Genomic DNA, 26,905 nt, shown 5'->3' on the forward strand with positions numbered 1-26,905 from the left:
ATCAGCCTCCTACGCTCCAACGGGCGAATGCGCCCCAGAACCAGTCGAATTTTGCCGCAAAGGCCACGAAGACCACCCAGGCCAGCGAGAATGGCAGGAAGACTTTCCAGCCCAACCGCATCAGCTGGTCATAGCGGTAGCGGGGCGTGATAGCCTTGACCATCGCGAAGAGGAAGAAGAAGAACGCCATCTTGGCGACCATCCACAGCACTCCGTCCGGCAAGCCGGGGATCGGTGACAGCCAGCCGCCGAAGAACAGTAGCGTGGTCAGGGCGCACATCAGGAAGATGGCGATATACTCACCGGCCATGAACAACAGGAAAGGCGTGGCCGAGTATTCAACCTGATAGCCCGCAACCAGTTCCGATTCCGCCTCGGGCAAGTCGAACGGTGGACGGTTGGTTTCCGCTAGCGCCGAGATGAAGAACAAGAAAACCATCGGGAAATGCGGCAACCAGTACCAGCTGAAGAAACCGAACCGGCCATCCTGCGCCTCGACAATGTGGCCGAAGTTCATGGAACCGGTTGAGATGATAACCCCAATAATAATCAGGCCAATGGAGACTTCATAGGAAATCATCTGAGCCGCAGAGCGCAATGATCCAAGGAAAGGGTACTTTGAGTTAGAGGCCCAACCGCCCATAATCACGCCATAAACTTCCAGTGAAGACACGGCAAAGACATACAGGATTGCGACATTGATATCCGACAACACCCAGCCATCATTGAATGGGATCACGGCCCAGGCGATCATCGCCAATACGAATGAGGTTAGCGGAGCGAGGATGAACACTGTGCGGTCGGCACCCGCCGGTATGACCACCTCTTTCACCACGTACTTCAGGGCGTCAGCCACCGATTGCAGCAGTCCATAGACGCCAACCACGTTGGGGCCGCGGCGCATTTGGACGGCGGCCCAGATCTTGCGGTCGCCGTAAACAAGGAACAACAGCGAAATCATCACGAAGGCAACAACTGCAAGCACTTGCGCCAGAATGATGATGGCTATTCCGCCTGGGGTGTTAAAGAAATCAGCCATTGGTCCTCACACCGTGGGTATTCAATTTTTCGCGGGTGATGATCAGGCCAAGTGCCTGCGCATCTTGCGGTTGGGTCGGCGCATAGGTGTAAACAGCATCCACAGCCATCGCGCTACCTTTTTCATTGCGTTTCATGCGCAGTTCCCTGGTGCCCGCACCGCAAGCGATGTTGGCTTCTGAAAGCGATATGAAACGGGTCTGGTTCATTCTGCCGCAATCTTCCCGGTATTCCGAGACTGCGCCTGAGCAGAAAGCTCGGCCATCAACTGCGACGCCCGTGCAATCGGGTTGGTCAGATAAAAATCCCTGATCACATTGCGGAACGTTGCCTGACCCAGAGGGCCAGCATCCAACGGCTGGACCTCATTCTCGATCACGTGGTCGATTTGGGCCAGATGCGGCACGGCTTCGATCAACGCTGTGCGCAGTTGCGCCAACGAGTCGAAAGGCAACGTAGCGCCCATCTCTGCCGACAGCGCCCGCAAGATGGCCCAATTCTCTTTCGCCTCACCCGGGGCGAACCCGGCACGCATCGCCAGTTGCGGGCGGCCTTCAGTGTTCACGAACAACCCGTTTTCCTCGGTATACGCGGTACCAGGAAGGATCACATCGGCACGGTGCGCGCCACGATCACCATGGCTGCCCTGATAGATCACAAAGGCCCCTTCGCCGATTTCAACCTCATCTGCGCCGAGGTTGTAGATCACGTCAGCCGCACTAACCGCTTCCATGCCGCCTTCGTTGGTGGCATCCACATCCATCGCCCCCACGCGAGACGCAGCGCTGTGCAGGATCAGCAATCCACTTTCGGTATTGGCTGCAATCGTTTGCGCAGCGGCCAGCACAGCTGCGCCGTCAGCTTCTAGCAACGCACCCTGCCCGACGATGACCAGCGAGGCTTTGCCCTTGATCTCAACATCGCCGCCCATATCGACGACCTTTTGCAACGCCGCGCGGTCGTCGCCCATATGGTGATACGCGTAGGTCAGATCGGCCGCTGGCCCAACCAAGGCCACCTCGGTCCCATGTGCCCAGGCCTTGCGGATACGCGCGTTCAAAACCGGAGCTTCGTCGCGCGGGTTCGTTCCGATCAGCAGAATACGCTCGGCAGTGTCGATATCTTCTATCGCGGCCGTCCCGGCATAGGCACCGCGATTTCCCGCAGGCAGCTTGGCCCCATCGGTTCGGCATTCAACAACACCGCCCTGCCCTTCGATCAATTGCTTCAGCGCGAACGCGGCCTCGACCGGAGCGAGATCACCAACGATACCTGCCGGCTTTTCGGCCTCTTTCAGCGCTTCGGCAACTTTTGTCAGCGCCTCGGGCCACGAGGCCGGGCGTAGCTTGCCGTTTTCGCGCACGTAAGGTTTGTCCAGACGCTGACGACGCAGGCCATCCCAGACAAACCTGGTCTTGTCGCTGATCCATTCCTCGTTCACGCCGTCATGGTTGCGCGGAAGAAAGCGCATGACTTCGCGCCCTTTTGTATCGACACGAACGTTCGAGCCCAGGGCATCCATGACGTCGATGCTCTCGGTCTTGGTCAGCTCCCAAGGGCGCGCAGTGAAGGCGTAGGGCTTCGAAGTCAGCGCCCCAACCGGGCACAGGTCAATGATATTGCCCTGCAGGTTCGAGTTTAACGTCTGGTTCAGATAGGACGTGATCTCGGCATCTTCGCCGCGACCGGTCTGACCCATCTGTGTGATCCCGGCGACCTCGGTCGTAAAGCGCACGCAACGGGTGCAGCTGATGCAGCGTGTCATCGCGGTTCCGACCAGCGGCCCCAGATCCAGATCGTCCACGGCGCGCTTGGCTTCCTTGAAGCGTGAGCCCGACACACCATAAGCCATCGCCTGATCCTGCAGGTCACACTCGCCACCCTGATCGCAGATCGGGCAGTCCAGCGGGTGGTTGATAAGCAGGAACTCCATCACCCCTTCGCGCGCTTTCTTGACCATGGGCGAGTTCGTCTTGACCTCTGGCGGCTGACCTTCCGGTCCCGGGCGCAGATCGCGCACCTGCATTGCACACGACGCCGCAGGTTTGGGCGGGCCGCCGACAACTTCGACCAGACACATCCGGCAATTCCCGGCAATCGACAGACGCTCGTGATAGCAAAAGCGCGGCACCTCGACTCCGGCCTGCTCACAGGCCTGGATCAGCGTCATCGCACCATCGACTTCGATTTCCTGCCCGTCGATATTCACTTTGCGGAGGTCAGACATGGTCTAGTTCGCCCTCAAATACACGCCAATGGCGCTGTTTCTTTCAATCTCTGCCTGCCCTAGCGTGCAGAAAGATTTGGGATTGCCATAAGACACACCGTTCGCGGCCAGATACGTCTCGCCTTTGGCACGCATCCGGTCCTTTTCTGCATCCGATTCTACGTAAGCTCGGATTTCGCCGTCCGAATACCCCAGACTGTTCGCTTTGGACTTGAGCCCCCACATCACGCCAATCGCCTTCAGCCTGCGCCCGCTGATTGACGGGCAGTAATCCGAAATCTCGTTTGCGATAGCGATGTAATAGAGTTCGTCGTCAATCTCTTTGACTTCGCGCAAGGGCGGCTTTGCCGCGACCGCAGTCGGAATAGCCAGAACAGACAACACAGTAAGCAGTTTGATACGAGACATCACAAATCCTTTCGTCTTGGACAGGCCAAAACGATCCGGGGCTGGCGCGCTATTCAATAACACGTCTTGCGTCACGCCCTGATATGCGAAAAACCGGTTCATGGTCGCTGGCAGGTTCCTGCAAAGGTCAATTTATTGTCGGTGATGCGCAAATTCTGCGGTTCGGTGTCGGGTCCGACTTTCCAGTTGATTTTAGAAGTTCCAAAGGCGTCGATACAGAATTTGGTTCCTTCATGCCGCCCCGCTTCGCGCGCGCCATCCAAAGACGCGGACACGCCGTTCACCACAACTGTGAAATCCGTCGGAGCGTTCTTTTTATCGACGGCTTTCGCCTTGGCCCGGAAGGCCTTGCCATCAAAGAGGATTCGGTCACTGGACGACGTGCCGCAGGCCGAGACAAAAACCGCAGCACCCAAGGCGGCGGTCAGTACCACACGTCCCATCCTGAATTTTAATCCAGTCAACGAATAAGTACCTTTCTTTTCCATTAGAACGCCGCCACCAATGCCATGAAGCCCATCACAACCATGCAGGCCCATCCGACAACGTAGGATACAGACCGAATGCCGCTGTGCGGTTGTCCAATACCACGCATGTGAATAACCAGCATGACGATGCGCGCAATCAGAGCGACCGATGCCAATAGGTTCACCCAGAACGGGCTAACCCCAAGCAACATGGCCGCGACCGTGACAGCGACATAGGCTGGCAACGTCTCGGTCCCGTTCAGATAAGCCCGGTTCAGGCGATACGCCTTGTCGGAATAGTCCTGTTCCGGCGTTGCCCCGGGGGCCAAGCCCTTGCCCTGTTTGGCCAGCGCTGAAAACGGCGCGAGCGCCAGAATGATCAACGTAAAGACCACGAGGGATGCGATTGCATGTGAATACTCAGCAAAAGTTTCCATTAGTTCAACTCCCTGATCTCAACGTGGTTTGGGTTTGATCCGATATCATGCAACTTGATCACTCCGCCGCCATCGCGCCCATACGGCCCGATTTCTGGGCCTTGATGCGATCCTCGATTTCCTCACGGAAATTGCGGATCAGGCCCTGGATTGGCCAGGCGGCCGCATCGCCCAACGCACAGATCGTGTGACCTTCGACCTGCTTGGTCACGTCAAACAACATGTCGATCTCTTCCAGTTCGGCCTCACCCCGCACCAGACGGTCCATCACGCGCATCATCCAGCCGGTGCCTTCGCGGCAAGGAGTACACTGACCACAGCTTTCATGTTTGTAGAACTTCGACAAACGCCAGATCGCTTTGATGATGTCGGTAGACTTGTCCATCACGATTACAGCCGCCGTCCCCAGACCGGACCCCAGATCATTGCGCAAATGATCGAAATCCATGATGGCGTCGCGCATGTCTTCACCGCGGACACAAGGAACTGATGAACCGCCGGGGATCACGGCCAGCAGGTTGTCCCAGCCGCCACGAATGCCGCCGCAATGGGTTTCGATCAGTTGCTCAAACGGGATCGACATCGCCTCTTCAACCACGCAGGGGTTATTTACGTGGCCCGAGATCGCAAACAGCTTGGTGCCCGCATTGTTCTGGCGGCCAAAGCCCGCGAACCAATCCGCACCACGGCGCAAGATTGTTGGCACAACGGCGATAGATTCCACGTTATTCACCGTGGTCGGGCAGCCGTAAAGCCCCGCCCCAGCCGGGAACGGAGGTTTCATGCGCGGCATGCCCTTTTTGCCTTCAAGGCTTTCGATCAGCGCGGTCTCTTCGCCGCAGATATACGCCCCGGCCCCGTGATGCAGGAACAGGTCGAAATCCCACCCCGACCCGGCTGCGTTTTTGCCCAACAAGCCAGCATCATAGGCCTCATCAATCGCGGCCTGCAGCGCCTCACGCTCGCGGATGTACTCACCACGCAGGTAGATATAGCAGGTATGCGCATTCATCGCGAAAGACGCGATCAGGCAGCCTTCGATCAGCGTATGTGGATCGTGGCGCATAATCTCACGGTCTTTGCAGGTGCCGGGCTCGGATTCGTCCGCGTTCACCACCAGATAGGCCGGACGACCGTCGCTTTCCTTGGGCATGAACGACCATTTCAAGCCTGTGGGAAAACCAGCACCGCCACGACCGCGTAGGCCCGAGTCCTTCATCGTCTGGATGATCCAGTCACGCCCGTTCCCAATCAGGCCAGCTGTGCCGTCCCAATGCCCGCGGGTCTGCGCGCCTTTCAGCGTACGCTCATGCATCCCGTAGATATTGGTAAAGATCCTGTCCTGATCCTTCAGCATCATGTCTTACCTTCAGCTGTCCTGACGCATGCGCCAGAGTTGAAAAATGTTCACGCCTGCATAGATGAAACCCGCCAGAGCGGCGAAATCAAACAGCAGCGCATAGCGCCCGGGCAATCCCAGTGCCGGGCCGATGAACAACGAAATGGCAAGCCACAGCAGCATGGTCACCGCGATGACCACCCCGATATGTCGGCCCTTGCGGGCCATGGCCTGTTCTTTTTCTTTGTCCATCTCACCTTGATGCCCCAAATGGGCACCGTCCTATTCAGTCTTCGTAGGTGCCGTCTTCTTTGGCACGTTTTGCAAATTCGGTTTCTTCGCCTGCCACCAGTTGCGCCGCTTGTTCGATCCAACCGTCGCGCTCGATCCGGCCCTTGAATTTCAACCGGGCGTCTACCCAGGCCACGTGTTCCGGCGTCCATGCTGCGATCTGGTCGAAGTGGAAAAAGCCAAGTTCGTTCAGCGTCTGTTCAAGCTTGGGGCCCACACCTTTCAGCATCTTGAGGTCATCCGCTTTCCCCTCCCGCGCGGCGGTCAGAGTTTCGGGCTGATCCTCTTTAATCTGGGCCTTCTTTGCCTCTTCCGCCTGCTTCGCGGCGGGTTTGGCGGGTGCCGGCGCCTTTGGTGGCTTTGGCGCGGCCTTGGTCGCCGCAGCCTTGCCGTCTTTGCCCAGCCATGGCGTCAGGATCGGAACCTCGGTCCCGTCGATGCGTTTGACCGTATCCCCAAGATCTTCGGCCAGTTCGACACTGGCATTGTACTGCGGTTTCCCGGCATCGTAGTCCGTGAGGCTGGTCAGACCGCTCAGCGGTTCTGCCGCGTATCTGCCATTCTGCGGACCCGGCGTTGGCACCTTGCCGGTGGCCAGATCGTCAATAATCTTGCTAAAACTGTCAGCAGTCAGATCTTCGTAATAGTCCTTGCCGATCTGAGCCATCGGCGCATTGGTGCAGGACCCAAGGCATTCCACCTCTTCCCAACTCAATTTGCCATCAACTGAAAGCTCATGCGGTTTGGCAGCGATCTTCTCCTTGCAAACCGCGATCAGGTCTTCGGCCCCGCAGATCATGCAGGAGGTCGTCCCGCAGACCTGAATATGTGCGACAGATCCAACCGGTTGCAGTTGAAACATGAAGTAGAACGACGCAACCTCGAGCACACGGATATATGCCATTCCCAGCATATCGGCGACGATTTCGATCGCCGGACGGCTCAGCCAGCCTTCTTGTTCCTGCGCGCGCCAAAGCAGCGGGATAACCGCGCTGGCCTGACGCCCCTCCGGGAATTTGGTAATCTGCGCTTTGGCCCACTGCTGGTTGGCAGCCGTGAAGGCAAAGCTTTCGGGTTGTTCGGGGTGCAGACGGCGCAGCATTAGCAGGCATCTCCGATCACGATAATATAGGGGTCTTCCTGATGGGCGCGGCCCTGATCGACAAGGCGGGCAATCAGATCAGGCGTTTCACCCTGTGTGAAACCAGCGGGGCGCAACTTGATCTGGGCCTCTTCTTCGACCAAGCGACATCCGTTCAGACGCACAAAGTCATAAAGCGCGTCGGCGCGGCCCGCCTCATCCTCGGGCGCAAGCCCATGCGCACCGCAAATTGCAGGCGCGATCTCGAACGTTGGGCCATCTAGCCCGGCCACCCCCTGTTCAGCCCAGGAGTTAATCACAGCGCTGACATCTTCGGGGCGCAAGTCATGGGCAGAAAAGGCCTCCTCGGCTTGCGAGATATCCAACCGGCAGCCGTTTTCGCGCATAACCTCAAGCACTTTTGCCGTCGGATGGGTCGAGGCGGCGTGCAGCGGTGTGACGGCTGCCAGGGCCAGGATCAGGGCAAGACGTCTCACCGATCGATCTCCCCGAACACAACGTCCATGGTGCCGATGATCGCCGCGACGTCGGCCAACTGATGGCCCCCGGCAATGTGGTCCATGGCCTGCAAATGCAGGAAGCCCGGCGCGCGCAGCTTGGCGCGGTAGGGTTTGTTCGTGCCATCAGCGACCAGATAGACGCCGAACTCTCCCTTGGGAGCCTCGACAGCGGCATAGACCTCGCCGGCAGGCACATGGAAGCCTTCAGTGTACAGCTTGAAGTGATGGATCAGACTTTCCATCGAAGTCTTCATGTCCGAGCGTTTCGGCGGAGTGATCTTGCCGCGTGCCAGAACGTCACCGGGGCAGTCACGGATTTTGCCAATGGCTTGTTGGATGATCGACAGCGACTGGCGCATCTCTTCCATACGCACCAGATAGCGGTCATAGCAGTCGCCGTTTTTGCCGACGGGGATCTGAAACTCGAACTCGTCATAGCATTCATAGGGCTGCGCGCGTCGCAGGTCCCATGCCAGCCCCGATCCACGGACCATCACGCCCGAGAAACCGTATTTCTGAATATCATCCTCGGTCACGACACCGATATCGGCATTACGCTGTTTGAAGATGCGGTTTTCGGTCAGCAGGCCGTCGATGTCGTCTAAAACGGCCGGAAACTCGTGGCTCCACCTCTCGATATCGTCCAGCAGTTCCGGCGGCAGGTCCTGATGGACACCGCCGGGACGGAAATAGGCCGCATGCAGGCGGGCACCGCAGGCACGTTCGTAGAACACCATCAGCTTTTCGCGCTCTTCGAAGCCCCACAGAGGCGGGGTCAACGCGCCCACATCCATCGCTTGCGTGGTCACGTTCAGAAGGTGATTCAGAATACGCCCGATCTCGGAATACAAAACTCGGATCAACGAGCCACGGCGCGGCACCTCGACGCCGGTCAGCTTTTCGATGGCCAGACACCAAGCGTGCTCCTGGTTCATCGGCGCCACATAATCCAGACGGTCGAAATACGGCAGGTTCTGCAGATACGTCCGGCTTTCCATCAGCTTTTCGGTGCCACGGTGCAGCAGGCCGATATGCGGGTCACAGCGTTCAACGATCTCGCCGTCCAGCTCAAGCACAAGACGCAAAACCCCGTGCGCCGCAGGGTGTTGCGGGCCGAAGTTGATGTTGAAATTGCGGATCTTCTGTTCTCCGCTCAACGCGTCAGTGCTGCCGTCATCGTATCTTGAGCCGTCCATCAACGCCCCCGTTTCTTTTTCGCATCAGCCCGAACCCGGACCTTTTCCGCCTCGACAGCCTTGGCCGCAGCCCCTGCCAGCAGGACCCCCAGCGCACCCAAAGCGATCAGTTCCCCCAGCAGCATCAGCATCTTATCGGCGCTCCAACTCTTGCAGCTTCAGCCCGACCCACCACAGCAACGCGATCGTGCCGAATGGAACCAGACAAAGAAGGCACCAGAATTTATTGATCCCGAAAAACGGCAATATCTTCACCATTGGGATGATGGTCAGCGCAGACAGGATCAGCCACCAAATGCCACCCATTATTCAGCCTCCTGCTTTTCATCACCCGGCAGTATGTAATTCGCGCCCTCCCACGGGGACATGAAATCGAACTGACGGTATTCTTGGACTAGCGCAACCGGCTCGTACACAACGCGCTTTTGGGCCTCGTCATAGCGAACTTCGGTGTAACCTGTGGTCGGGAAATCCTTGCGCAGCGGATAGCCACGAAATCCATAGTCGGTCAGGATGCGCCGCAGATCCGGGTGGCCCGAGAACAGGATGCCGAACATATCGAACACTTCGCGCTCAAACCAATTGGCCGAGGGATGCACATCCACGATCGAAGGCACCATGTCCTCTTCGCGGATCGAGACCCGCAGGCGGATACGCTGGTTCTGATACATCGACAAGAAGTGATAAACCACGTCAAAACGCTTGGCCCGTTCCGGGTAGTCGACGCCGGTGATATCGACGAGCGTGGAGAAATGGCAGCTTCGGTCGGACTTCAGGAACTCAATGAATTCTACAACGTTCGACAGCGCCACATCTACGTTCAACTCACCATGGGTGACATCCCAGGACAGAACACAGTCAGTTCGCTTCAATTCCAGCTGGGTGCCGAGTTCTTTGAGTGCTTCGCTCATCAACTCTCTCCTCAGCGCACGATGGTGCCGGTACGGCGGATTTTGCGTTGCAACTGCATCAGACCGTACAGCAGCGCCTCAGCGGTCGGGGGGCAACCGGGGACGTAGATGTCCACTGGAACAATACGGTCGCAGCCGCGCACAACGGAATATGAGTAGTGGTAGTAGCCACCGCCATTGGCGCAGGAGCCCATGGAGATCACATAGCGCGGCTCGGGCATCTGGTCATAAACCTTGCGCAGAGCGGGGGCCATCTTGTTGGTCAGGGTGCCAGCCACGATCATCACGTCCGACTGGCGGGGGGAAGCACGGGGCGCGATGCCAAACCGTTCCGCATCGTAACGCGGCATCGAGGTGTGCATCATCTCAACCGCGCAGCAGGCCAGACCGAAAGTCATCCAGTGCAGCGAGCCGGTGCGAGCCCAGTTGATGATGTCCTCGGTCGACGTCAGCAGAAACCCTTTGTCCTGCAGCTCGGCATTCAGGGCCTGGGTGGCGACTTCTTTGTCGACGCCGGCGGTGTTTGCACCCGTCATCACTCCCATTCCAGGGCCCCCTTCTTCCATTCATAGGCAAAGCCGATGGTCAGAACGCCCAGGAACACGATCATTGACCAGAAGCCAACATCGCTGATGTCCTTGAAGCCGACAGCCCAGGGGAACAGGAACGCGATTTCCAAGTCGAATATGATAAACAGAATCGCGACCAGATAGAACCGGACGTCGAATTTCATCCGCGCATCATCGAACGCGTTGAAACCACATTCATATGCGCTGACTTTCTCGGGGTCGGGATTGCGGACCGCCAGAACGACTGCCGCCAGAATCAAAACGATTCCAAGGCCTACAGCTACGGCCAGAAACACCAGAATCGGGAGATACTCCCGCAATAGGTCTTCCACGTACAGCTCCTTTCCTGCGCATACCCCGAAAGGGAGCGCCGTCAATTGGCGTATTGACTGGACATTCTCTATCCCTGCGGGGTCAGAGGGTCAACCGAACACAAACGCACAGGGGGTTAATATTCGACTTATCGAAGCTCTGTCACAGAAGGTCACCCACACAATCGCGACCACATCACAAGTGGCGCCTAAACCTTACTAATCCATGCAGGTTTTCTTTTTTCAAAGAATGCGCCGATTCCTTCCTTGGCCTCTTCGGTTTCCCACCTGTCAACCAGCTCGCGGATCGTGTGGTCGATCACGGCATCGTCAATGCGCGGCCCCAGCTGGCGAACCAATTGCTTGGCCGATGCCACCGCGCCGGGTGCACAGGCAAGAAAGGGCAGAACTTCGGCCTCAACCGCATCATTCAGGTCGGCAGCGGGCACAATTCTGGCCAGCAGGCCCAGCTCTACCGCTTCTGCGGCTTCGAAGACCCGGGCCGACATGAACACGCGCCGCGCGCGGGCTTCGCCCATGCGGGCGATGACATAGGGGCCAATCGTGGCCGGGATCAGCCCCAGCTTAGTCTCTGTCAGCCCCATTTTGACCGTTTCCACTCCGATCGCTACGTCACAAACCGACGCCAATCCCACACCGCCGCCAAAGGCATTACCGTGGATCGCGCCAATTAGCGGTTTGGGCAACGTGTTCAACGCCTGCAACATTTCGGCCAGTTTACGCGCCTCGACAAACCGGGTCTCGGATTCTGCCGCCATCTGAGATTGCATCCACCCCAGATCACCGCCAGCACAAAAGCTTTTGCCCGCACCAGTCAGTACAACAACACGCACGGCGTCGTCGCTTCCAAGCTGGTGCGCGGCTTGCGTAAGATCGGTGATCATCTGCGCCGACATGGCATTGTGCTTGTCGGCACGGTTCAGGGTCAGAGTGGCCACACCACGCGCGTCCGTGGTCACCGCAATCGTTTCAAACATGTCCGCTCCTTACTTGGATCGCATGGCGCGTGCCATCTGCGCGGCCTCTTCGATGACCGCAAGGTCGAGGCCGGTCTGATATCCAAGCCGCTCCAGATGGGTCACGACAGCTTCCGTGGCGATGTTTCCAGCGGCACCCGGCGCGTAAGGACACCCACCCAAACCGCCAACGGCGCTGTCGAACACCCGAACGCCCAGCGCCAGCGCAGCGTCGATATTGTCGATGGCCCGCCCGTTGGTGTCGTGGAAATGCCCCGCCAGCCGCGTCATCGGTACGCGCTCGCGCACTGCCAGCAGCATATGGGCGATGGTGTCGGGTGTACCCTGCCCGATCGTGTCCCCCAGCGATACTTCGTAACACCCCATCGAAAACAGCCGGTCCGCAACTTCAGCCACTTTCTCAGGCGGCGTTGGTCCGTCATAGGGGCATTCAGTCACGCAGGACACATACCCACGTACTGGCAGGTCGATGTGGCGCGCAGCTTCAAGAATCGGGGCAAAGCGGTCGATGGATTCTTCGATAGTCGCGTTGATATTGGCTTTTGAGAACCCTTCCGAAGCCGAAGCGAATACCGCGATCTCATCCGCCTTTGCGGCCAAAGCGTCTTCGTATCCCTGCATGTTCGGCGTCAGCGCGCCATACCGGACGCCGTCGGCCCGTGTGATCCCGGCCAACACATCCGCGCTGCCTGCCATTTGCGGCACCCATTTGGGCGAGACAAAACTGGCCACTTCGATGCGGTTGAAACCGGCCTTGCTCAGGCAATCGACCAGAGCCACCTTTTCCGCCACGGCAATTTCGCGCTTTTCGTTTTGCAGACCGTCGCGCGGACCCACTTCGAAGATTTCGACCCGTTCACCCATTGCTGTGTCCTTCTCTGATTGCCGCATTCGATCCGACTGTGCCACGTTGTTCGAGAAGGGGACAGTTCATTCCTCCTCCAACCGGACCAACGCCGCCCCGGCCTCGACCTGCGCCCCGGCATCCGCCAGCACTTCGGCAACGATGCCGTCGCGGGCGGCCAGCAGGGAGTGCTCCATTTTCATGGCCTCAAGGATTGCCAGCCGGTCGCCTTCCTGCACGGCTTGACCTACCTGGGCAAAAACAGCTTTGACCAGACCGGGCATCGGGGCCTCAATCACATTGGTGTCGCCAGCGGCTCTGGCATCGCGGTCCAACGGATCAACAATTTCCAGGACTTGACCATAGTTTTCAAAGACTGTGATCTGCGAACCCGAGACAGACACGCGCGGCATAGGGGCTCCGTCGATCACCCAACCACCCAAGCCGCGTTCGGCAAGGATCGTGTGTTCTCCGACCTGCCAGACCTGACGGTTCTGGCCTTCTACCCGAACGTCCAGTTCAACATCATCAACCGCCCGCAGCTGGACCGCGCGATGCAGCGGGGCCCATAGCGAAAATCCGGTTTCCGCATCTGTATCCACCAGATCCAAAGCCGTCATCGCGGCCGCGACGATCGAAGACGCCGGGATCGGCTCTGCACGGGCCAGCACATCCAGATCGCGACCAATCAGGCCAGTATCAACATCACCGACGGCAAAGCCCGGATGCCGCGTCAGTGCGCCCAGAAAGCCAAGGTTCGTGACTGTCCCCGCAACCTCAGTGCCTTTCAGGGCGCGATGCAATTGTTCCAATGCGACAGCGCGTGTGGGGCCGTGCACGATCACCTTCGCGATCATCGGATCATACCAGGGGCTGATCGTATCACCCGCACGCACGCCGCTATCTGCGCGGCATGCCGCCGGGAAGCGCAGATGGGTCAGTGTACCGGTCGCCGGCAGAAAGCCCTTTGGCACGTCCTCGGCATAAAGCCGCGCTTCGAAGGAATGGCCTGAGATCGACAGGTCACTCTGCTGCTTCGGCAGGCTCTCGCCCGCTGCAACACGCAACTGCCATTCGACAAGGTCCACGCCAGTGATCGCCTCGGTCACCGGGTGTTCAACCTGCAAACGTGTGTTCATCTCCATGAACCAGAACCGATCCGGGCGCAGCCCGTCCGAGGCATCCACGATGAATTCAACCGTCCCCGCGCCTTTGTAACCGATGGCCTCGGCGGCACGTACACCCGCCTGCCCCATCGCGCCGCGCATCTCAACGGTCATGCCCGGGGCCGGAGCTTCTTCGATCACCTTCTGATGTCGGCGTTGCAGCGAGCAGTCGCGTTCAAACAGATGCACCGCATGGGTGCCGTCGCCAAACACCTGAACCTCGATATGGCGGGGCTTGGAGACGAATTTCTCGACCAGAACAGCATCATTGCCAAATGCGGTGCGGGCCTCACCCCGGGCGCTGTCCAATGCCTCGGTAAAATCTGCGGGCCGCTCGACCAGCCGCATGCCTTTGCCACCGCCACCCGCGACGGCCTTGATCAGGACCGGATAGCCAATCGTGTCGGCCGCACCCGCCAGATGCTCGGGGTCCTGATTGTCGCCGTGATACCCCGGAACAACCGGCACGCCCGCCTGCTCCATCAATACCTTGGCCGCGTCTTTGAGACCCATCTTGCGGATCGCATCCGCCGAAGGGCCAATGAAGGTCAGGCCAGCCGCCTCGACCGCATCCACGAAATCGGGGTTTTCCGAGAGAAATCCATAACCCGGATGGATCGCCTGCGCCCCAGTATCGAGCGCGGCTTGAATGATCACGTCGCCCTTGAGATAGCTCTCAGCCGGCGCCGCACCACCAATATGAACAGCTTCGTCCGCCATCTGCACATGCCTGGCCGACGCATCAGCATCAGAAAACACAGCCACGCAAGTTACGCCCATTTTCTGAGCGGTTTCCATCACCCGGCAAGCAATCTCGCCCCGGTTGGCAATCAGGATTTTATTGAACATAGTTTAGCCCTTATCCACCAGGTCTTCGATCAGGCGGAACCGTTCGCAAAGCAATTCCATCTCGGGATCAAACCCGCCGTTACGCTCAAAGTAACGGCGGTGATCCTCACGCCACCCGTCTAACGTTTCGTTTTCACCTTCGGCCAAGGCGAAGTCTTCGGTCATGTCACAATAGCGGCAGATCGAAACCTCGACCGTCTCAATCACCAATGCGGGACGATCATCCCATTCGAGGGCAATATCGCGCCGCCCAACAACCGGGGTATCAAGGCTGCCTTCGGGATAATCGCGCAGAGCGCCGCAGGTTGCCGTTTTTTGCCCTGCCCGAACCAGCGCTAAAAGCTCGGCACTCATGATTGCACTGTCGCCGAATTTGAACGTCTGTGCATCGGGATAACGCGCTTTTATTTTTTCCAGGTCGGTGCTCATCTTACATCCTGAACACGCCAAAGCGTGTCTCCTCAATCGGCGCATTCAGTGCCGCGTTCAGCGACAAGGCCAGCACATCGCGGCTTTTGCGCGGGTCGATAATTCCGTCGTCCCACAGCCGCGCTGAAGCATAGAGCGGATGGGATTGTTCTTCGAACATCTCCAGCGTGGGGCGCTTGAAGTCGGCCTCTTCTTCCGCCGACCAAGTTCCGCCTTGGCGTCCAATCCCGTCCCGCTTGACGGTAGCCAGAACACCCGCCGCCTGCTCTCCACCCATCACGGAAATGCGCGAGTTCGGCCATGTCCATAGGAACCGCGGTTGGTAAGCCCGGCCCGACATGCCGTAATTCCCCGCTCCGAACGAGCCACCCACCAGCATGGTGATTTTTGGCACATTGGTTGTGGCCACCGCCGTCACCATCTTGGCCCCATGCCGCGCGATGCCTTCGTTTTCGTATTTGCGACCAACCATGAAGCCAGTGATGTTCTGCAGGAACACCAATGGAATTTTGCGCTGTGAACACAGCTCGACGAAATGCGCGCCCTTCTGCGCGGCTTCGGAAAACAGCACGCCGTTATTGGCGATGATCCCGACAGGGCATCCTTTGACAAGAGCGAAACCGGTCACCAGCGTCTCACCAAAGCGCGGCTTGAATTCGTCAAAGCGCGAGCCATCGACCAGTCGCGCGATCACCTCTCGGATGTCGTAAGGCGTGCGCAAATCGGCGGGGACGACGCCCAGAATTTCTTCGGGGTCATAGGCCGGATCCTCGGGGTTGGCCCAATCCACCGTCTGTGGCTTGCGCCGGTTCAGCGATCCGACAGCCCGCCGCGCCAAAGCCAGTGCATGGGCGTCATCCTCGGCCAGATAATCCGCCACCCCGGACAGGCGCGTATGGACATCTCCGCCACCCAAGTCTTCGGCGCTGACCATCTCACCCGTCGCGGCCTTGACCAGAGGTGGTCCGGCCAGAAAGATAGTGCCCTGTTCCCGGACAATGATCGTTACATCCGACATCGCGGGCACATAAGCTCCACCCGCCGTACACGACCCCATCACCACAGCGATTTGCGGGATGCCCTTCGCGCTCATCCGGGCCTGATTGTAAAAGATGCGGCCAAAGTGATCGCGATCGGGAAACACCTCATCCTGATTGGGCAGGTTTGCGCCGCCGCTGTCGACCAGATAGATGCAGGGCAGTTGGTTTTCCTCGGCAATCTCTTGCGCGCGCAGGTGCTTTTTGACTGACATCGGATAATAGGTGCCACCCTTCACGGTGGCATCGTTGCACACCACCATGACCTCTTGCCCCTGCACCCGGCCAATCCCTGCAATTACCCCGGCACAGGGAGCGGCGTCGCCATACATCGCATGCGCCGCCGTCGCGCCGATCTCAAGGAACGGCGACCCCGGGTCCAACAGGTTCGCCACCCTACGACGCGGCAGCATCTTGCCCCGCGATTCATGCCGTGCGCGGGATTTTTCGCCGCCGCCCATGCGGGCGGCCTCGGCGGCGTCGGCAATTTGCGCCAACGCGTCCAGGTGAGCCGCGCGGTTTTCCCGGAAGCCTTTGGACGAGGGCAAAGCAGAGGATCGGAGCTTCATCTTGTGTACTCTCTTAGAAAATCTCGAACGGGGTTTTCGCTGACTGCAAAGCTCTGCATCAGACGCGCGTAACCTTGCGCCACGTTGCTGGAACAAACTGCGTCAAGTTTTTTGATCTCTGGCTCTTCCAGAAAATCTTCCAGATCCGACATCGGGACCATAAAATAGTAGTCAAATGGCAGCATCTCGGCCGCCATCTCCATCGCCTCGATGGCCTCTTCGTTATCCCCGCGGCACAAATAGGCCAGGGATAGGTTGTGATAGGCGCCTCCCATTGCGTCATAGTCGCCGTCCGCCTCGTACTGGCTCACGGCAAGTTTGAAACGCCCGACGACTTCGCGATTGTAAAAATTCTCATCCGCTTGCGCTTCCGGCAGGAACATCGAGACATAGGCCAGATTTTCATCATGCCATCCGTCGGTTTGCATCTCGGTGCTGAAGACACTTCTCAGCATGCGAATTTCGGGTTCATATTTCAAGGTGCTGTAAGAGGCAGAGATCGCATCTAAATAGTTGTCGTAAAATGCAATTTTTCGTTTGTCTTCGTCATCAAGGCTCGCCACTCGACCGGCTACTTTGCGCAATTCAGAGATAGCCTCGTCGGGATAATCATAATAAACTAGAAGGTCTGCCAGTTGCAGTTGCTCTATGACTGCAATTTTGTCTTCGACGGCTTTATCGATTGTGTCCCGCATCCACGTCTCGAAGTAAGCCTTACCGGCCCAAGCAGCGCCAATGACCGCAATTGCCGTCGCGCTGAATTCAATCCCCGTTCTGATACTGGACTTATCCGCCATGATTTCCCTCCTCAGACGCGCGACGCTTCAATTCCTTTCGGATTACTTTTCCGGTCACGGTCAAAGGCAACTCTTGCACAAAAGCCACTTCACGGGGGTAAGAATAATGCGCAAGGCGAGTTTTAACCCACTCCTGCAACTCGGATTCCGAGGCGTCGGCCGCCGGTTTCAAAACCACATATGCCTTGACGATTTCTGTCCGCAGCTTGTCGGGCTTGCCCACCACGCCCACCGTTGCCACCGCCGGGTGGGTCAGCAGGCAATCCTCGATCTCTGCCGGGCCGATACGATAACCGGACGAGGTGATGACATCATCGTCGCGCCCTACGAAACGCAGGTACTCACCCTCCCACACACCGCGGTCGCCGGTAATCAGCCAATCGCCGCGAAATTTCTCAGCCGTTGCCTCGGGGCGGTTCCAATATTCCAACAGCATTGAGGCCGAGCCTCGCCGGATGGCCACGTCACCCTCATCAGCCGTCGGGTTGCCGTCCTCGTCGATCACCGCAATTTCGTGCCCCAGGACCGGTTTGCCTATGCAACCGGGCCGCACCGGGAAGTCATCTGAGCAGGAAGAGACAACCATGTTGCATTCGGTCTGGCCGTAGAATTCGTTGATCGTTAGACCGAACGCCTTCTGCCCCCAGGCTAACATCTCGGCCCCCAGCGGCTCACCCCCGGACGCGACTGAGCGTAGCCCAGAAATCGCCTGATCCGACGCTTTGAGCATCCGCAGGGCCGTTGGGGGAAAGAACACGTTCCGCACACCACCGCGCGCGATTACATCCGCGCAGGCTTCGGGGGTGAACTTGTCCAACCGGGCCGCCACAACCGGAACGCCCAGCGCAAGACCGGGCATTAACACATCGAACAGCCCACCGATCCAGGCCCAGTCGGCCGGTGTCCACAGGCAGTCGCCCTTTCGCAGGTTGTTATGGCTAATCGAAACCCCCGGCAGGTGGCCGGTCAGCACCCGGTGGCCATGCAACGCACCTTTCGGACTGCCCGTGGTGCCGGATGTATAGATCAACACCGCCGGATCCTCTGGCCCGGTGTCGGCGAATGGCACAACGCCTCCGTCTTCGCCAATCTGGTTCGCCAGGAGCGGCTCGGCCAGATCTCCTATCAGCTTTGCGCCTTCCGGGTCGGTCAGCACAACCTGCGCCCCGGCATCACCCACTCGGGATCGCAAGGCATCCTGTTTGAATAGTTTGAACAACGGCACAGAGATCGCGCCGATTTTCCAGATCGCCAGATGCGCCGCCGCACACCACGGTGACTGGCTGAGCAACACGCCCACGCGATCCCCCGGCTGCACTTTCTTCGACAGTGCGCGCGCGATGCCGTCTGTCATTTCAGCAAGCTGCCCGTAGGTGACGCGTCGCTCGTCGCTTCCTGTCAAGTCGATCACGGCGACCTGATCCGGTGCGTGATCAAGACACTGGCGCGCCATATTCAGACGAGATGGGACGTCCCAGCCCCCCGCTGAACGCAAACCCGGTATGCGATTAGCTTCTGGCACGCTGCAATTCCCTTATTTTCAAGGGCCTTACCGGAGAAACCTCCGATGACCCCGTCACACAAATTTGATGCAGATCAGAGTGCGCGGACCGCGCGGCTGTCAATTCAATCTCATCAACTGAACCAAAGGCAAGACCATGACCAACAAACTCGCCGCTATGACACTTTCCACCGCGCTGGTGGCGTTTGCCGCCCCCGCCTTTGCCCAATCGCAGGGTGATTGGACCGTCGGTGTCGGTGTCGGTTACCTCAACCCCAAATCCGACAATGGCACGTTGGCCGGACAAAAGGCCGAGATCGACTCGGACACCCGCCCGATCTTCACTGCCGAGTATTTCATCCGTGACAATCTGGGCATCGAACTGCTTGCCGCAACGCCGTTCAAGCACACCGTAACCCTGGGCGGAAGCACCGAGGCTGGCACCGTCAAGCACCTGCCGCCCACCTTGTCGCTGAACTATCACTTTCCGACCAACAGCGCATGGAAGCCCTATGTCGGTGCCGGTCTGAACTACACCATCTTCTTCGACGAGCAGTCCGCACTGGGCGACCTGAAGGTTGATGACTCTTTCGGCGTCTCGCTGCAGGCCGGTCTGGACTACATGGTCTCGGACAATGGCGCTGTCCGTCTGAACGTACGCTGGTTCGACATCGACACGGACGTCAAGCTGAACGGAACCAAGATCGGCAAAGCCGATATCGATCCCTTCCTTGTCGGCGTATCCTACGTTCATAAGTTCTGATCCTTACAAGGAAAGCGCTTCGCAGTTCCCTCGTCTGCGAAGCGTTTTCTTCTCTCAGCGCATCTCGTTCATCAGTTCCCGCCCGATCAACATCCGGCGGATTTCGCTGGTGCCCGCGCCAATCTCCATCAGCTTTGCGTCGCGGAAGATTCGGCTGACCGCCGAGTCGGACAGAAAGCCCGCACCGCCCATCGCCTGAACGGCCTGGTGCGCCTGCGACATGCCCTGTTCTGAAGCATAAAGACAGCACGCCGCCGCATCCTGACGGGTTACATCCCCCCGGTCACAAGCCTTGGCAACCTCATAGACATAGGCCCGCGCCGAGTTCATCGCGGTGTACATATCGGCGATCTTGCCCTGCATCAGTTGGAAGCTGCCGATCGGTTTACCGAACTGCTTGCGCTCGGCCAGATAGGGCATGATCTCATCCAGACAGGCCGCCATGATGCCAGTTCCAATTCCGGCCAGAACCACACGTTCGTAGTCCAGCCCGGACATCAGAACGGCGACGCCCTTGCCCTCTTCGCCCAAAACGTTTTCGAATGGCACCTCGACATCTTCAAAGATCAGCTCGGCCGTGTTCGAACCGCGCATCCCCAACTTGTCGAAATGCGGCGAGGTCGAGAAGCCCTTCATCTCTTTTTCAATCAGGAACGCGGTGATGCCCTTCGACCCGGCCTCCGGATTGGTCTTGGCATATACGACCAGAGTATCCGCGTCCGGCCCATTGGTGATCCAGTACTTGTTGCCGTTCAGGCGATAGTGGTCATTGCGTTTTTCCGCGCGCAACTTCATCGACACAACGTCGGATCCGGCGGAAGCCTCGGACATGGCCAGCGCGCCAACATGTTCGCCCGAAATCAGGCGAGGCAGGTATTTCGCCTTTTGCTCGTCATTACCGTTCAGCTTGATCTGATTGACGCACAGGTTCGAATGCGCGCCATAAGACAGAGAGACCGAGGCCGACGCCCGCGCAACCTCTTCCACCGCAACGGTGTGGGCCAGATAGGACATCCCTGACCCACCGTATTCCTCGGACACAGTGATGCCGAGCAAACCCAGATCGCCCATCTCTTTCCAAAGCTCGTTTGGAAATGCGTTCGAGGCATCGATGTCACCCGCCATCGGCTTGACCCGCTCCTGCGCCCAACGGTGCACCATTTCGCGCAGGGCATTCACGTCCTCGCCCAGATCAAATTGCATGGCCGCCGTGAACATAAGCGATCTCCTCTTTCGCATTAATGAACAGTTGTTCAATAAATAGCAGCGAATCTGAATTGGGTCAACGACGGCATCCCAAAAACAAACCGCCGCCCTGATCGGGGCGGCGGTTTCATACAAATGTTTCATACAAATAAAGCGTGCGCGTCACGCGCACTCGATTGGATTACGACTGATACACTGCGCTCACCTCTGCCCGAATGATCCGTGCGATCAGCGCGCAATCATCAAGCGAAAAGGTCAAGGGAACGCGCATGTCGACGATCCCGGCGAGGATTCGATCACTTTTTGGCATCGGCGCGCTGTCGGCATATCGCCAGCTGTCATAGCGCGACGTAAAGCCGTTCGGCTCGGCCCCGCCGAACCACTTAAGCTCGACCCCGCGGGCCGCGCAGCGCTGGATAACCTCGTTTACCCGCTCTGCCGACCAATCGAGCAGCAGGAACTGGATCGAGGAACCGACAAACGTCTCGGCCTTTGGCCGGTCGACAACGCTCAGGCCCGGCGTATCGCGCAGGCCTTTTTCGATCTTGAAATAACGTTCGTTCCAGCGTTCGATCTGCCGATCCAGATCGCGCAATTGCGGGCGCAGGATTGCGGCCCGCAGATTGTCCATTCGCCCCGAGACATTGGGGGTATGATACTTGATCCGCTCAAACACCTCTGGCCCAGGTGCAGCAAGGTGGCGTTCGTACAGCATATAGGACCCCGATAGCATCGTTGCCTTTGCCGCCAGTTCCTCATCATCGGTGACCAGCAAGCCGCCCTCGCCCGAATTGACGTGTTTGTAGGTCTGGCAGGAATAGCAGCCAATCGCGCCTTGTCGGCCCGAAACCTGCCCATGCCACGCAGCGCCCATTGTGTGGGCGCAATCCTCGATCACCGTGACACCTGCGGCATCGCACATCTGCATCAGCCGATCCATGTCACACAGATGGCCACGCATATGGCTCAGCATCAAAACGCGGGCCTGATCCAGCTTGGTTTCGAGATCGTCCAGATCAATCGTAAGGTCTTCGGTCACGCCCACAAAAACTGGGCGCGCACTGACCGAAGCAATAGATCCGGGCACAGGCGCCAGAGTAAACGTGTTCGTCAGCACCGGGTCCCCCGGGTTGACCCCCAAGGCCCGCAGTGCCGTTGCCATCGCATAGCCGCCCGAGGACACGGCCAGACAGTATTTGGCACCTGTCTGGGCGGCAAATTCCTGTTCCAGCAGGGCGGTTTCGCCCAATTCGCCAGGTACGACGTTATAACGATGCAGACGCCCGTGGCGCAGTACCGCCAGCGCGGCCTCAACCGCCTCTTCTGGGATGGGTTCCTGCTGGGTGAAGCTGCCAGTGAATATCTCGGTCATAAGAGTGTTCTGGTCCTGCAAAACGTTCGGGTCAAGGGATTACGCGGCCACGCCAATCAACTCTGCAACCAATTCTGGTAAATCATGAAAATGGTGCAGCAGAGCTTCGGGTTCCAGCGCGGCCATATCATCGCCGGACGGGCCGAAGGTAACCAATACCGACGGCACACCCGCGGCACGGGCCGTGTTTCGGTCAGTGTCGGAATCGCCAACCAGAACACATAAATCAGGATGACCACCCGCCCGGCGGGCAGCTTCGCGCAGCGGTTCCGGATCAGGCTTGCGCACCGACAGCGTGTCCGCACCAACCAAAGAGGCAAACAGGTCACGCACGCCCATCTGCGTGAGCAATTTATGGGCCAATGCCTCGGGCTTATTGGTACAGATGCCAACCCCGTAACCTGCGGACTTTAACATTTCCACTGCGTCCAGCGCGCCAGGGTAGAAATGGGTATGCGTGTCGATATCGTCGGAATACGCTTCAAGCAGCATTGGATAGTAGTCTTGAACCGTTGCATTGTCATAAGCGCCCACCCGTTTCAACCCATGGGTCAGCATCATTCGGCCACCGCGCAGCGCAACGCCCGAATCTTCGCCGTGAACCAACACATCCCCATGCCCCATATGCCGAAAACAGTGGTTGGCGGCGGCCAGCAAATCGCCCGATGTATCGGCCAAGGTCCCGTCCAGATCGAAGATAACCGTACGCATTTTGTCCCCTAATTCGGCGAGACTTCGCCATAAGTGTTGCAAACGGCAATCTTGTTTGATGCCCGAACCGCTTGCGCCTTTGAACTCAGCGGATAAAACGGGTCGCAGCAAAACACAAAGAGAAATCGTTTTTATGACCATCGCCCTTGTTATCCTTGCCGCCGGAAAAGGCACCAGGATGAATTCGGATATCCCAAAAGTATTGCACCCGATTGCCCAAACGCCGATGTTGGTGCACGCGATGCGCACCGGTGCAGTGCTGTCACCTGAACGAACCGTTATTGTCACTGGTCACGGCTCTGAGGAGGTTGCTAAAGCCGCCACTTCCGAGGATGAAGCCGCGCAGATTGTCGTTCAGGAAGAACAGCTTGGAACAGCGCATGCAGTTGCGCAGGCGCGGGATGCTCTGGCCGATTTCGATGGCGATGTGATCGTCCTTTACGGCGACACGCCCTTTATCGACCCCAGAACACTGGAGCGTATGATTGAGGCGCGCGCATCCTTTGATCTGGTCATGCTGGGCTTTGATATTGCCGAAGTTCAGCCCCGTTATGGCCGGTTGATCATGGATGGCGAAAAACTGGTCGAAATCGTTGAATACAAAGACGCAACCGAAGAACAGCGCGCCATTCGCTTTACCAACAGCGGGCTATTGGCCTGCAATGCAAAACTGCTGTTCGAATTGATTGACGCGGTCGGCAATGACAACGCCTCGGGCGAATATTACCTGACCGAAATCGTGGCACTGGCAAATGCGCGTGGGCTGTCGGCAACAGCGATCAAATGCGACGAGGCTGAAACTATGGGGGTAGATTCTCGCGCCGACCTGGCCGCGGCTGACGCCGAATTCCAAAGCCGTGCGCGCAAAGAGTTTCTGGCACTCGGCGTAACGTTGATGGCACCGGAAACGGTGTACTTGGCAGCCGACACGGTAATTGGACGAGACACTGTTATCGAACCCAATGTTGTTTTCGGACCGGACGTCACTGTTGAAAGTGGGGCGACAATCCGGTCGTTTTCACACCTCGAAGGTTGCCACATAAGCCGCGGTTCAATCGTTGGGCCACATGCCCGCTTGCGCCCGGGTACGGAATTGGCTGAAAACACGCGCATCGGCAATTTCGTCGAACTAAAAAACACTGAAATCGCCGAAGGTGCTAAAGTTAACCATTTGAGTTATATCGGCGACTCAACTGTTGGGGCAAAATCCAATATTGGGGCGGGCACGATCACCTGCAACTATGACGGCTTTAACAAACATCGTACAACGATTGGCGAAAACGTCTTTGTCGGTTCGAACACTATGCTGGTGGCACCAGTGAATGTGGGTGACGGCGCGATGACCGCCGCTGGCACGATTGTCACGCGTGATGTCGAACCCGAAGCGCTGGCAATGGCCCGCGCTAAACAGGAAAATAAGCCCGGTTATGCAAAAAAATTGTTTAATATGTTGAAGGCAAAGAAAGCGCGCCACAACTAAGGAGCCTGATTTATGTGTGGTATTGTTGGTGTACTGGGCGAGCACGAAGCCGCCCCCACCCTAGTGGAGGCCCTAAAAAGACTGGAGTATCGCGGATACGACAGCGCTGGGATCGCGACTGTCAATGACGGCAAACTTCAACGTCGCAGGGCGGTGGGCAAGCTTGTCAACCTCAGCGATTTGCTGGTTTATGACCCCCTGCCCGGAAAATCCGGTATCGGTCACACCCGCTGGGCCACCCATGGCGCACCGTCGGTGACCAACGCGCATCCGCACAAGGCCGGCCCAGTCGCGGTGGTGCATAACGGTATCGTCGAGAACTATCGTGAGCTGCGGGCAGAACTGGCGGAACATGGGATCGATTTTACAACAGAAACCGATACCGAAACCGTCGCTCTATTGACCGAGCATTATCTGAAGACCGGCCTCTCACCTATTCAAGCCGCGTTTAAGACGATTGATCGACTTGAGGGCGCATTTGCATTGGCGTTCCTTTTCGATGGAGAGGACGACCTGATTATCGCCGCGCGTAAAGGATCTCCACTGGCCATCGGGCACGGAGATGGCGAGATGTATGTAGGTTCAGACGCCATCGCACTGGCCCCGCTGACCGACCGTATCACCTATCTTGAAGAGGGTGACCGAGCAATACTGACCCGGACCTCTCTGGAGATTCGTAACGAAGATGGTGAATTGGCGAACCGCGAAACGCGTCGGATCAAGCTGGATCACACGCGAACCGGCAAGAATGGCCACAAGCACTACATGGCCAAGGAAATCGCCGAACAGCCCGTAGTGATTGCTGACGCGATCCGGTCTTATTTGCCCGGTAACGGCGATCAGGTGGTGCTGCCTGGCACCGATCTGGATTTCGCCAAACTGGATCGATTGACCATGGTGGCCTGTGGCACAGCATTTTACGCCTGTCTGACCGCAAAGTACTGGTTCGAGCAATTAGCGCAAATGCCGGTCGAGGTCGATATCGCCAGCGAGTTCCGCTATCGCGAGCCTCCGATCACGGGGCGCACGATGGCGCTGTTCGTCAGCCAGTCTGGTGAAACCGCCGATACTTTGGCGGCACTGCGCTATTGCGAAGGCAAGGCGGACAAGATCGTTTCGGTCGTCAACGTCCCCGAAAGTTCGATCGCCCGCGAAAGCGATATTGCCCTGCCCATCCATGCAGGCGTTGAGATCGGCGTGGCTTCGACCAAGGCATTCACGTGCCAACTGAGCGTTCTGCTGATGATGGCACTCAAAGCGGCTGCGGATCGTGGTACGCTGACCCATGAGGAACTGGCCGACCACTATGCTGCGCTGCGCGGTCTGCCAACAGTGCTGAACGCGGCGCTGGATCAAAACCCAGCCATCAAGACATCCGCCCAGCGCCTGTCCGAGGCCCGCGACGTTCTGTTTCTGGGTCGCGGCCTGATGTATCCGCTGGCGATGGAGGGGGCGCTGAAGCTAAAGGAAATCAGCTATATCCACGCCGAAGGTTATGCTTCGGGTGAGCTGAAGCACGGACCAATCGCCCTGATCGACAAGAACATGCCTGTGGTGGTCATGGCCCCACGCGACACCGTGTTCGACAAGACGGTATCGAACATGCAAGAGGTGATGGCGCGCAAGGGTAAGGTCATTCTGGTCTCGGACGATGACGGGATTGCCGAGGCTGAAGATGGCGTCTGGAGCACCATCCGAATGCCGCATGTCCACCCTAGCCTGGCGCCGATCCTCTACTCGGTCCCTGCACAACTGCTGGCCTATCACACGGCGGTGGCCAAAGGCACGGATGTAGACCAGCCGCGCAACTTGGCAAAATCGGTTACAGTGGAGTGAGACATGGCTAAGCAATTTCCGGCTCTGGACGGCGGGCAGCGTAAATTCATCGAAGAACAGCACATGTTCTTCGTCGGCACTGCGGCGCCCGACGGACGGGTCAACATCTCGCCCAAAGGAATGGATTCGCTGCGCGTTCTCGGCCCGAACCGGATTGCCTGGATGAACCTGACCGGCAGCGGCAACGAAACCGCCGGTCATCTGCTTGAAGCCAACCGTATGACGCTGATGTGGTGTTCGTTCACGACCCTACCCTTGATCCTGCGAACCTATGGGACCGCGCGCACGCTGCATATGGGGGACGATGGCTGGGATGATCTGGCTGACCTGTTCCCCGATCATCGCAGCGCGCGTCAGATCTATGATCTGGATATCGATGTGGTTCAGACCTCATGCGGCTATGCTGTGCCATTCATGGAATATCAGTCCGAACGCGACACGATGCAGAAATGGGTCGATGGCAAATCTGACGAGCAGATCCAATTCTACTGGGTTGAAAAGAACCAACAGACTATTGATGGCAAGCCCACACGCGCCCGACCCTGAGTTAA

30 protein-coding genes are annotated in these 26,905 nt (G+C 58.1%); 4 read left to right on the forward strand and 26 right to left on the reverse strand.

All coding sequences use genetic code 11. The annotated features are described in order from the left end of the window. Position 1: 1 nt before the first annotated feature. The 23 genes from nuoH to DHN12_RS19020 all read right to left on the reverse strand — a co-directional run bounded on the left by nuoH (position 2) and on the right by DHN12_RS19020 (position 19,007). A complete protein-coding gene (gene nuoH, locus DHN12_RS18920; protein WP_058274400.1) occupies positions 2–1,039 on the reverse strand; it encodes an NADH-quinone oxidoreductase subunit NuoH in 1,038 nt (345 codons plus the stop codon). Beyond that, positions 1,032–1,247, reverse strand: coding sequence for a hypothetical protein (locus DHN12_RS18925; protein WP_108861577.1), 216 nt, complete (start codon positions 1,245–1,247; stop codon positions 1,032–1,034). The genes nuoH and DHN12_RS18925 overlap by 8 nt, the downstream gene beginning before the upstream one ends. Beyond that, positions 1,244–3,265, reverse strand: a complete 2,022-nt coding sequence (nuoG, locus tag DHN12_RS18930) for an NADH-quinone oxidoreductase subunit NuoG (RefSeq protein ID WP_108861578.1) — start codon at positions 3,263–3,265, stop codon at positions 1,244–1,246. Before nuoG ends, DHN12_RS18925 begins: the two co-directional genes overlap by 4 nt. A 3-nt stretch (positions 3,266–3,268) precedes the next feature. Beyond that, entirely contained in the window at positions 3,269–3,775 is a 507-nt protein-coding gene (locus DHN12_RS18935) for a DUF5333 domain-containing protein (protein ID WP_159090081.1), read from the reverse strand. Further along, the gene (locus DHN12_RS18940) at positions 3,772–4,116 is read right to left on the reverse strand and encodes a hypothetical protein (RefSeq protein ID WP_108861614.1); all 345 of its coding nucleotides are present in this window, start codon (positions 4,114–4,116) and stop codon (positions 3,772–3,774) included. The genes DHN12_RS18935 and DHN12_RS18940 overlap by 4 nt, the downstream gene beginning before the upstream one ends. A gap of 44 nt (positions 4,117–4,160) precedes the next feature. Next, positions 4,161–4,577 carry an MAPEG family protein gene (locus tag DHN12_RS18945; protein WP_108861579.1) on the reverse strand — a complete coding sequence of 139 codons (417 nt, stop codon included), beginning with the start codon at positions 4,575–4,577 and terminating at the stop codon, positions 4,161–4,163. A 58-nt stretch (positions 4,578–4,635) separates the two neighbouring features. Further along, the gene (nuoF, locus tag DHN12_RS18950; protein WP_058274474.1) at positions 4,636–5,934 is read right to left on the reverse strand and encodes an NADH-quinone oxidoreductase subunit NuoF; all 1,299 of its coding nucleotides are present in this window, start codon (positions 5,932–5,934) and stop codon (positions 4,636–4,638) included. A 12-nt stretch (positions 5,935–5,946) separates the two neighbouring features. Further along, entirely contained in the window at positions 5,947–6,168 is a 222-nt protein-coding gene (locus DHN12_RS18955) for a DUF5337 domain-containing protein (protein ID WP_058274396.1), read from the reverse strand. Positions 6,169–6,202: 34 nt separating this feature from the next. Beyond that, positions 6,203–7,309 carry an NADH-quinone oxidoreductase subunit NuoE gene (nuoE, locus tag DHN12_RS18960; protein ID WP_108861580.1) on the reverse strand — a complete coding sequence of 369 codons (1,107 nt, stop codon included), beginning with the start codon at positions 7,307–7,309 and terminating at the stop codon, positions 6,203–6,205. Then, entirely contained in the window at positions 7,309–7,785 is a 477-nt protein-coding gene (locus tag DHN12_RS18965; RefSeq protein ID WP_108861581.1) for a hypothetical protein, read from the reverse strand. Before DHN12_RS18965 ends, nuoE begins: the two co-directional genes overlap by 1 nt. Next, positions 7,782–9,005 (reverse strand): NADH-quinone oxidoreductase subunit D, encoded by a 1,224-nt coding sequence (locus tag DHN12_RS18970; RefSeq protein ID WP_199913543.1) that lies wholly within the window; start codon positions 9,003–9,005, stop codon positions 7,782–7,784. The genes DHN12_RS18965 and DHN12_RS18970 overlap by 4 nt, the downstream gene beginning before the upstream one ends. Then, positions 9,005–9,136: a hypothetical protein gene (locus DHN12_RS25115; RefSeq protein WP_255415356.1), complete on the reverse strand. Its 132-nt coding sequence runs from the start codon at positions 9,134–9,136 to the stop codon at positions 9,005–9,007. The genes DHN12_RS18970 and DHN12_RS25115 overlap by 1 nt, the downstream gene beginning before the upstream one ends. A 1-nt stretch (position 9,137) precedes the next feature. Continuing rightward, the gene (locus DHN12_RS24655) at positions 9,138–9,311 is read right to left on the reverse strand and encodes a hypothetical protein (RefSeq protein ID WP_058274391.1); all 174 of its coding nucleotides are present in this window, start codon (positions 9,309–9,311) and stop codon (positions 9,138–9,140) included. Next, positions 9,311–9,916 (reverse strand): NADH-quinone oxidoreductase subunit C, encoded by a 606-nt coding sequence (locus DHN12_RS18975; protein WP_108861583.1) that lies wholly within the window; start codon positions 9,914–9,916, stop codon positions 9,311–9,313. The genes DHN12_RS24655 and DHN12_RS18975 overlap by 1 nt, the downstream gene beginning before the upstream one ends. A gap of 11 nt (positions 9,917–9,927) precedes the next feature. Further along, positions 9,928–10,461, reverse strand: coding sequence for an NADH-quinone oxidoreductase subunit B family protein (locus tag DHN12_RS18980; protein ID WP_037307875.1), 534 nt, complete (start codon positions 10,459–10,461; stop codon positions 9,928–9,930). After that, the gene (locus tag DHN12_RS18985; RefSeq protein WP_058274389.1) at positions 10,452–10,817 is read right to left on the reverse strand and encodes an NADH-quinone oxidoreductase subunit A; all 366 of its coding nucleotides are present in this window, start codon (positions 10,815–10,817) and stop codon (positions 10,452–10,454) included. Before DHN12_RS18985 ends, DHN12_RS18980 begins: the two co-directional genes overlap by 10 nt. Before the next feature lie 188 nt (positions 10,818–11,005). Then, positions 11,006–11,794: a crotonase/enoyl-CoA hydratase family protein gene (locus tag DHN12_RS18990; RefSeq protein ID WP_108861584.1), complete on the reverse strand. Its 789-nt coding sequence runs from the start codon at positions 11,792–11,794 to the stop codon at positions 11,006–11,008. Between the two features lie 9 nt (positions 11,795–11,803). Next, positions 11,804–12,658: a hydroxymethylglutaryl-CoA lyase gene (locus DHN12_RS18995; RefSeq protein ID WP_108861585.1), complete on the reverse strand. Its 855-nt coding sequence runs from the start codon at positions 12,656–12,658 to the stop codon at positions 11,804–11,806. A 66-nt stretch (positions 12,659–12,724) separates the two neighbouring features. Then, positions 12,725–14,653: an acetyl/propionyl/methylcrotonyl-CoA carboxylase subunit alpha gene (locus tag DHN12_RS19000; protein ID WP_108861586.1), complete on the reverse strand. Its 1,929-nt coding sequence runs from the start codon at positions 14,651–14,653 to the stop codon at positions 12,725–12,727. A gap of 3 nt (positions 14,654–14,656) precedes the next feature. Next, positions 14,657–15,082, reverse strand: a complete 426-nt coding sequence (locus tag DHN12_RS19005; protein ID WP_108861587.1) for an ASCH domain-containing protein — start codon at positions 15,080–15,082, stop codon at positions 14,657–14,659. Between the two features lies 1 nt (position 15,083). After that, entirely contained in the window at positions 15,084–16,688 is a 1,605-nt protein-coding gene (locus tag DHN12_RS19010; protein ID WP_108861588.1) for a carboxyl transferase domain-containing protein, read from the reverse strand. Further along, complete coding sequence (locus DHN12_RS19015) at positions 16,685–17,485, reverse strand: hypothetical protein (protein WP_108861589.1); 801 nt, start codon at positions 17,483–17,485, stop codon at positions 16,685–16,687. Before DHN12_RS19015 ends, DHN12_RS19010 begins: the two co-directional genes overlap by 4 nt. After that, positions 17,475–19,007 (reverse strand): AMP-binding protein, encoded by a 1,533-nt coding sequence (locus DHN12_RS19020; RefSeq protein ID WP_234416701.1) that lies wholly within the window; start codon positions 19,005–19,007, stop codon positions 17,475–17,477. Before DHN12_RS19020 ends, DHN12_RS19015 begins: the two co-directional genes overlap by 11 nt. A 136-nt stretch (positions 19,008–19,143) precedes the next feature. On the opposite strand from DHN12_RS19020, the gene DHN12_RS19025 reads away from it, so the two are divergent. Then, entirely contained in the window at positions 19,144–19,749 is a 606-nt protein-coding gene (locus DHN12_RS19025; protein ID WP_108861591.1) for an OmpW family protein, read from the forward strand. Between the two features lie 54 nt (positions 19,750–19,803). Here the strand turns inward: DHN12_RS19025 and DHN12_RS19030 are convergent, their stop codons facing one another. The 3 genes from DHN12_RS19030 to DHN12_RS19040 all read right to left on the reverse strand — a co-directional run bounded on the left by DHN12_RS19030 (position 19,804) and on the right by DHN12_RS19040 (position 23,038). Continuing rightward, positions 19,804–20,967, reverse strand: a complete 1,164-nt coding sequence (locus DHN12_RS19030) for an isovaleryl-CoA dehydrogenase (protein ID WP_108861592.1) — start codon at positions 20,965–20,967, stop codon at positions 19,804–19,806. A 169-nt stretch (positions 20,968–21,136) separates the two neighbouring features. Next, on the reverse strand, positions 21,137–22,327 hold the full coding sequence (locus DHN12_RS19035) for a DegT/DnrJ/EryC1/StrS aminotransferase family protein (protein WP_108861593.1): 1,191 nt from the start codon (positions 22,325–22,327) through the stop codon (positions 21,137–21,139). Positions 22,328–22,366: 39 nt separating this feature from the next. After that, the gene (locus DHN12_RS19040) at positions 22,367–23,038 is read right to left on the reverse strand and encodes an HAD-IA family hydrolase (protein WP_108861594.1); all 672 of its coding nucleotides are present in this window, start codon (positions 23,036–23,038) and stop codon (positions 22,367–22,369) included. A 133-nt stretch (positions 23,039–23,171) separates the two neighbouring features. Here DHN12_RS19040 and glmU point away from each other — a divergent pair, with 133 nt between their 5' ends. The 3 genes from glmU to DHN12_RS19055 are packed head-to-tail and all read left to right on the forward strand — an operon-like array spanning position 23,172 to position 26,900. Then, positions 23,172–24,518 carry a bifunctional UDP-N-acetylglucosamine diphosphorylase/glucosamine-1-phosphate N-acetyltransferase GlmU gene (gene glmU, locus DHN12_RS19045; RefSeq protein WP_108861615.1) on the forward strand — a complete coding sequence of 449 codons (1,347 nt, stop codon included), beginning with the start codon at positions 23,172–23,174 and terminating at the stop codon, positions 24,516–24,518. Positions 24,519–24,530: 12 nt separating this feature from the next. Continuing rightward, positions 24,531–26,354 carry a glutamine--fructose-6-phosphate transaminase (isomerizing) gene (gene glmS / locus DHN12_RS19050; RefSeq protein WP_108861595.1) on the forward strand — a complete coding sequence of 608 codons (1,824 nt, stop codon included), beginning with the start codon at positions 24,531–24,533 and terminating at the stop codon, positions 26,352–26,354. A 3-nt stretch (positions 26,355–26,357) separates the two neighbouring features. Next, the gene (locus DHN12_RS19055) at positions 26,358–26,900 is read left to right on the forward strand and encodes a pyridoxamine 5'-phosphate oxidase family protein (protein WP_108861596.1); all 543 of its coding nucleotides are present in this window, start codon (positions 26,358–26,360) and stop codon (positions 26,898–26,900) included. The last annotated feature ends 5 nt before the right edge of the window (positions 26,901–26,905 follow it).

Source organism: Ruegeria sp. Alg231-54 (assembly GCF_900143525.1).
In the GTDB taxonomy this organism is placed as follows: Bacteria; Pseudomonadota; Alphaproteobacteria; order Rhodobacterales; family Rhodobacteraceae; genus Ruegeria.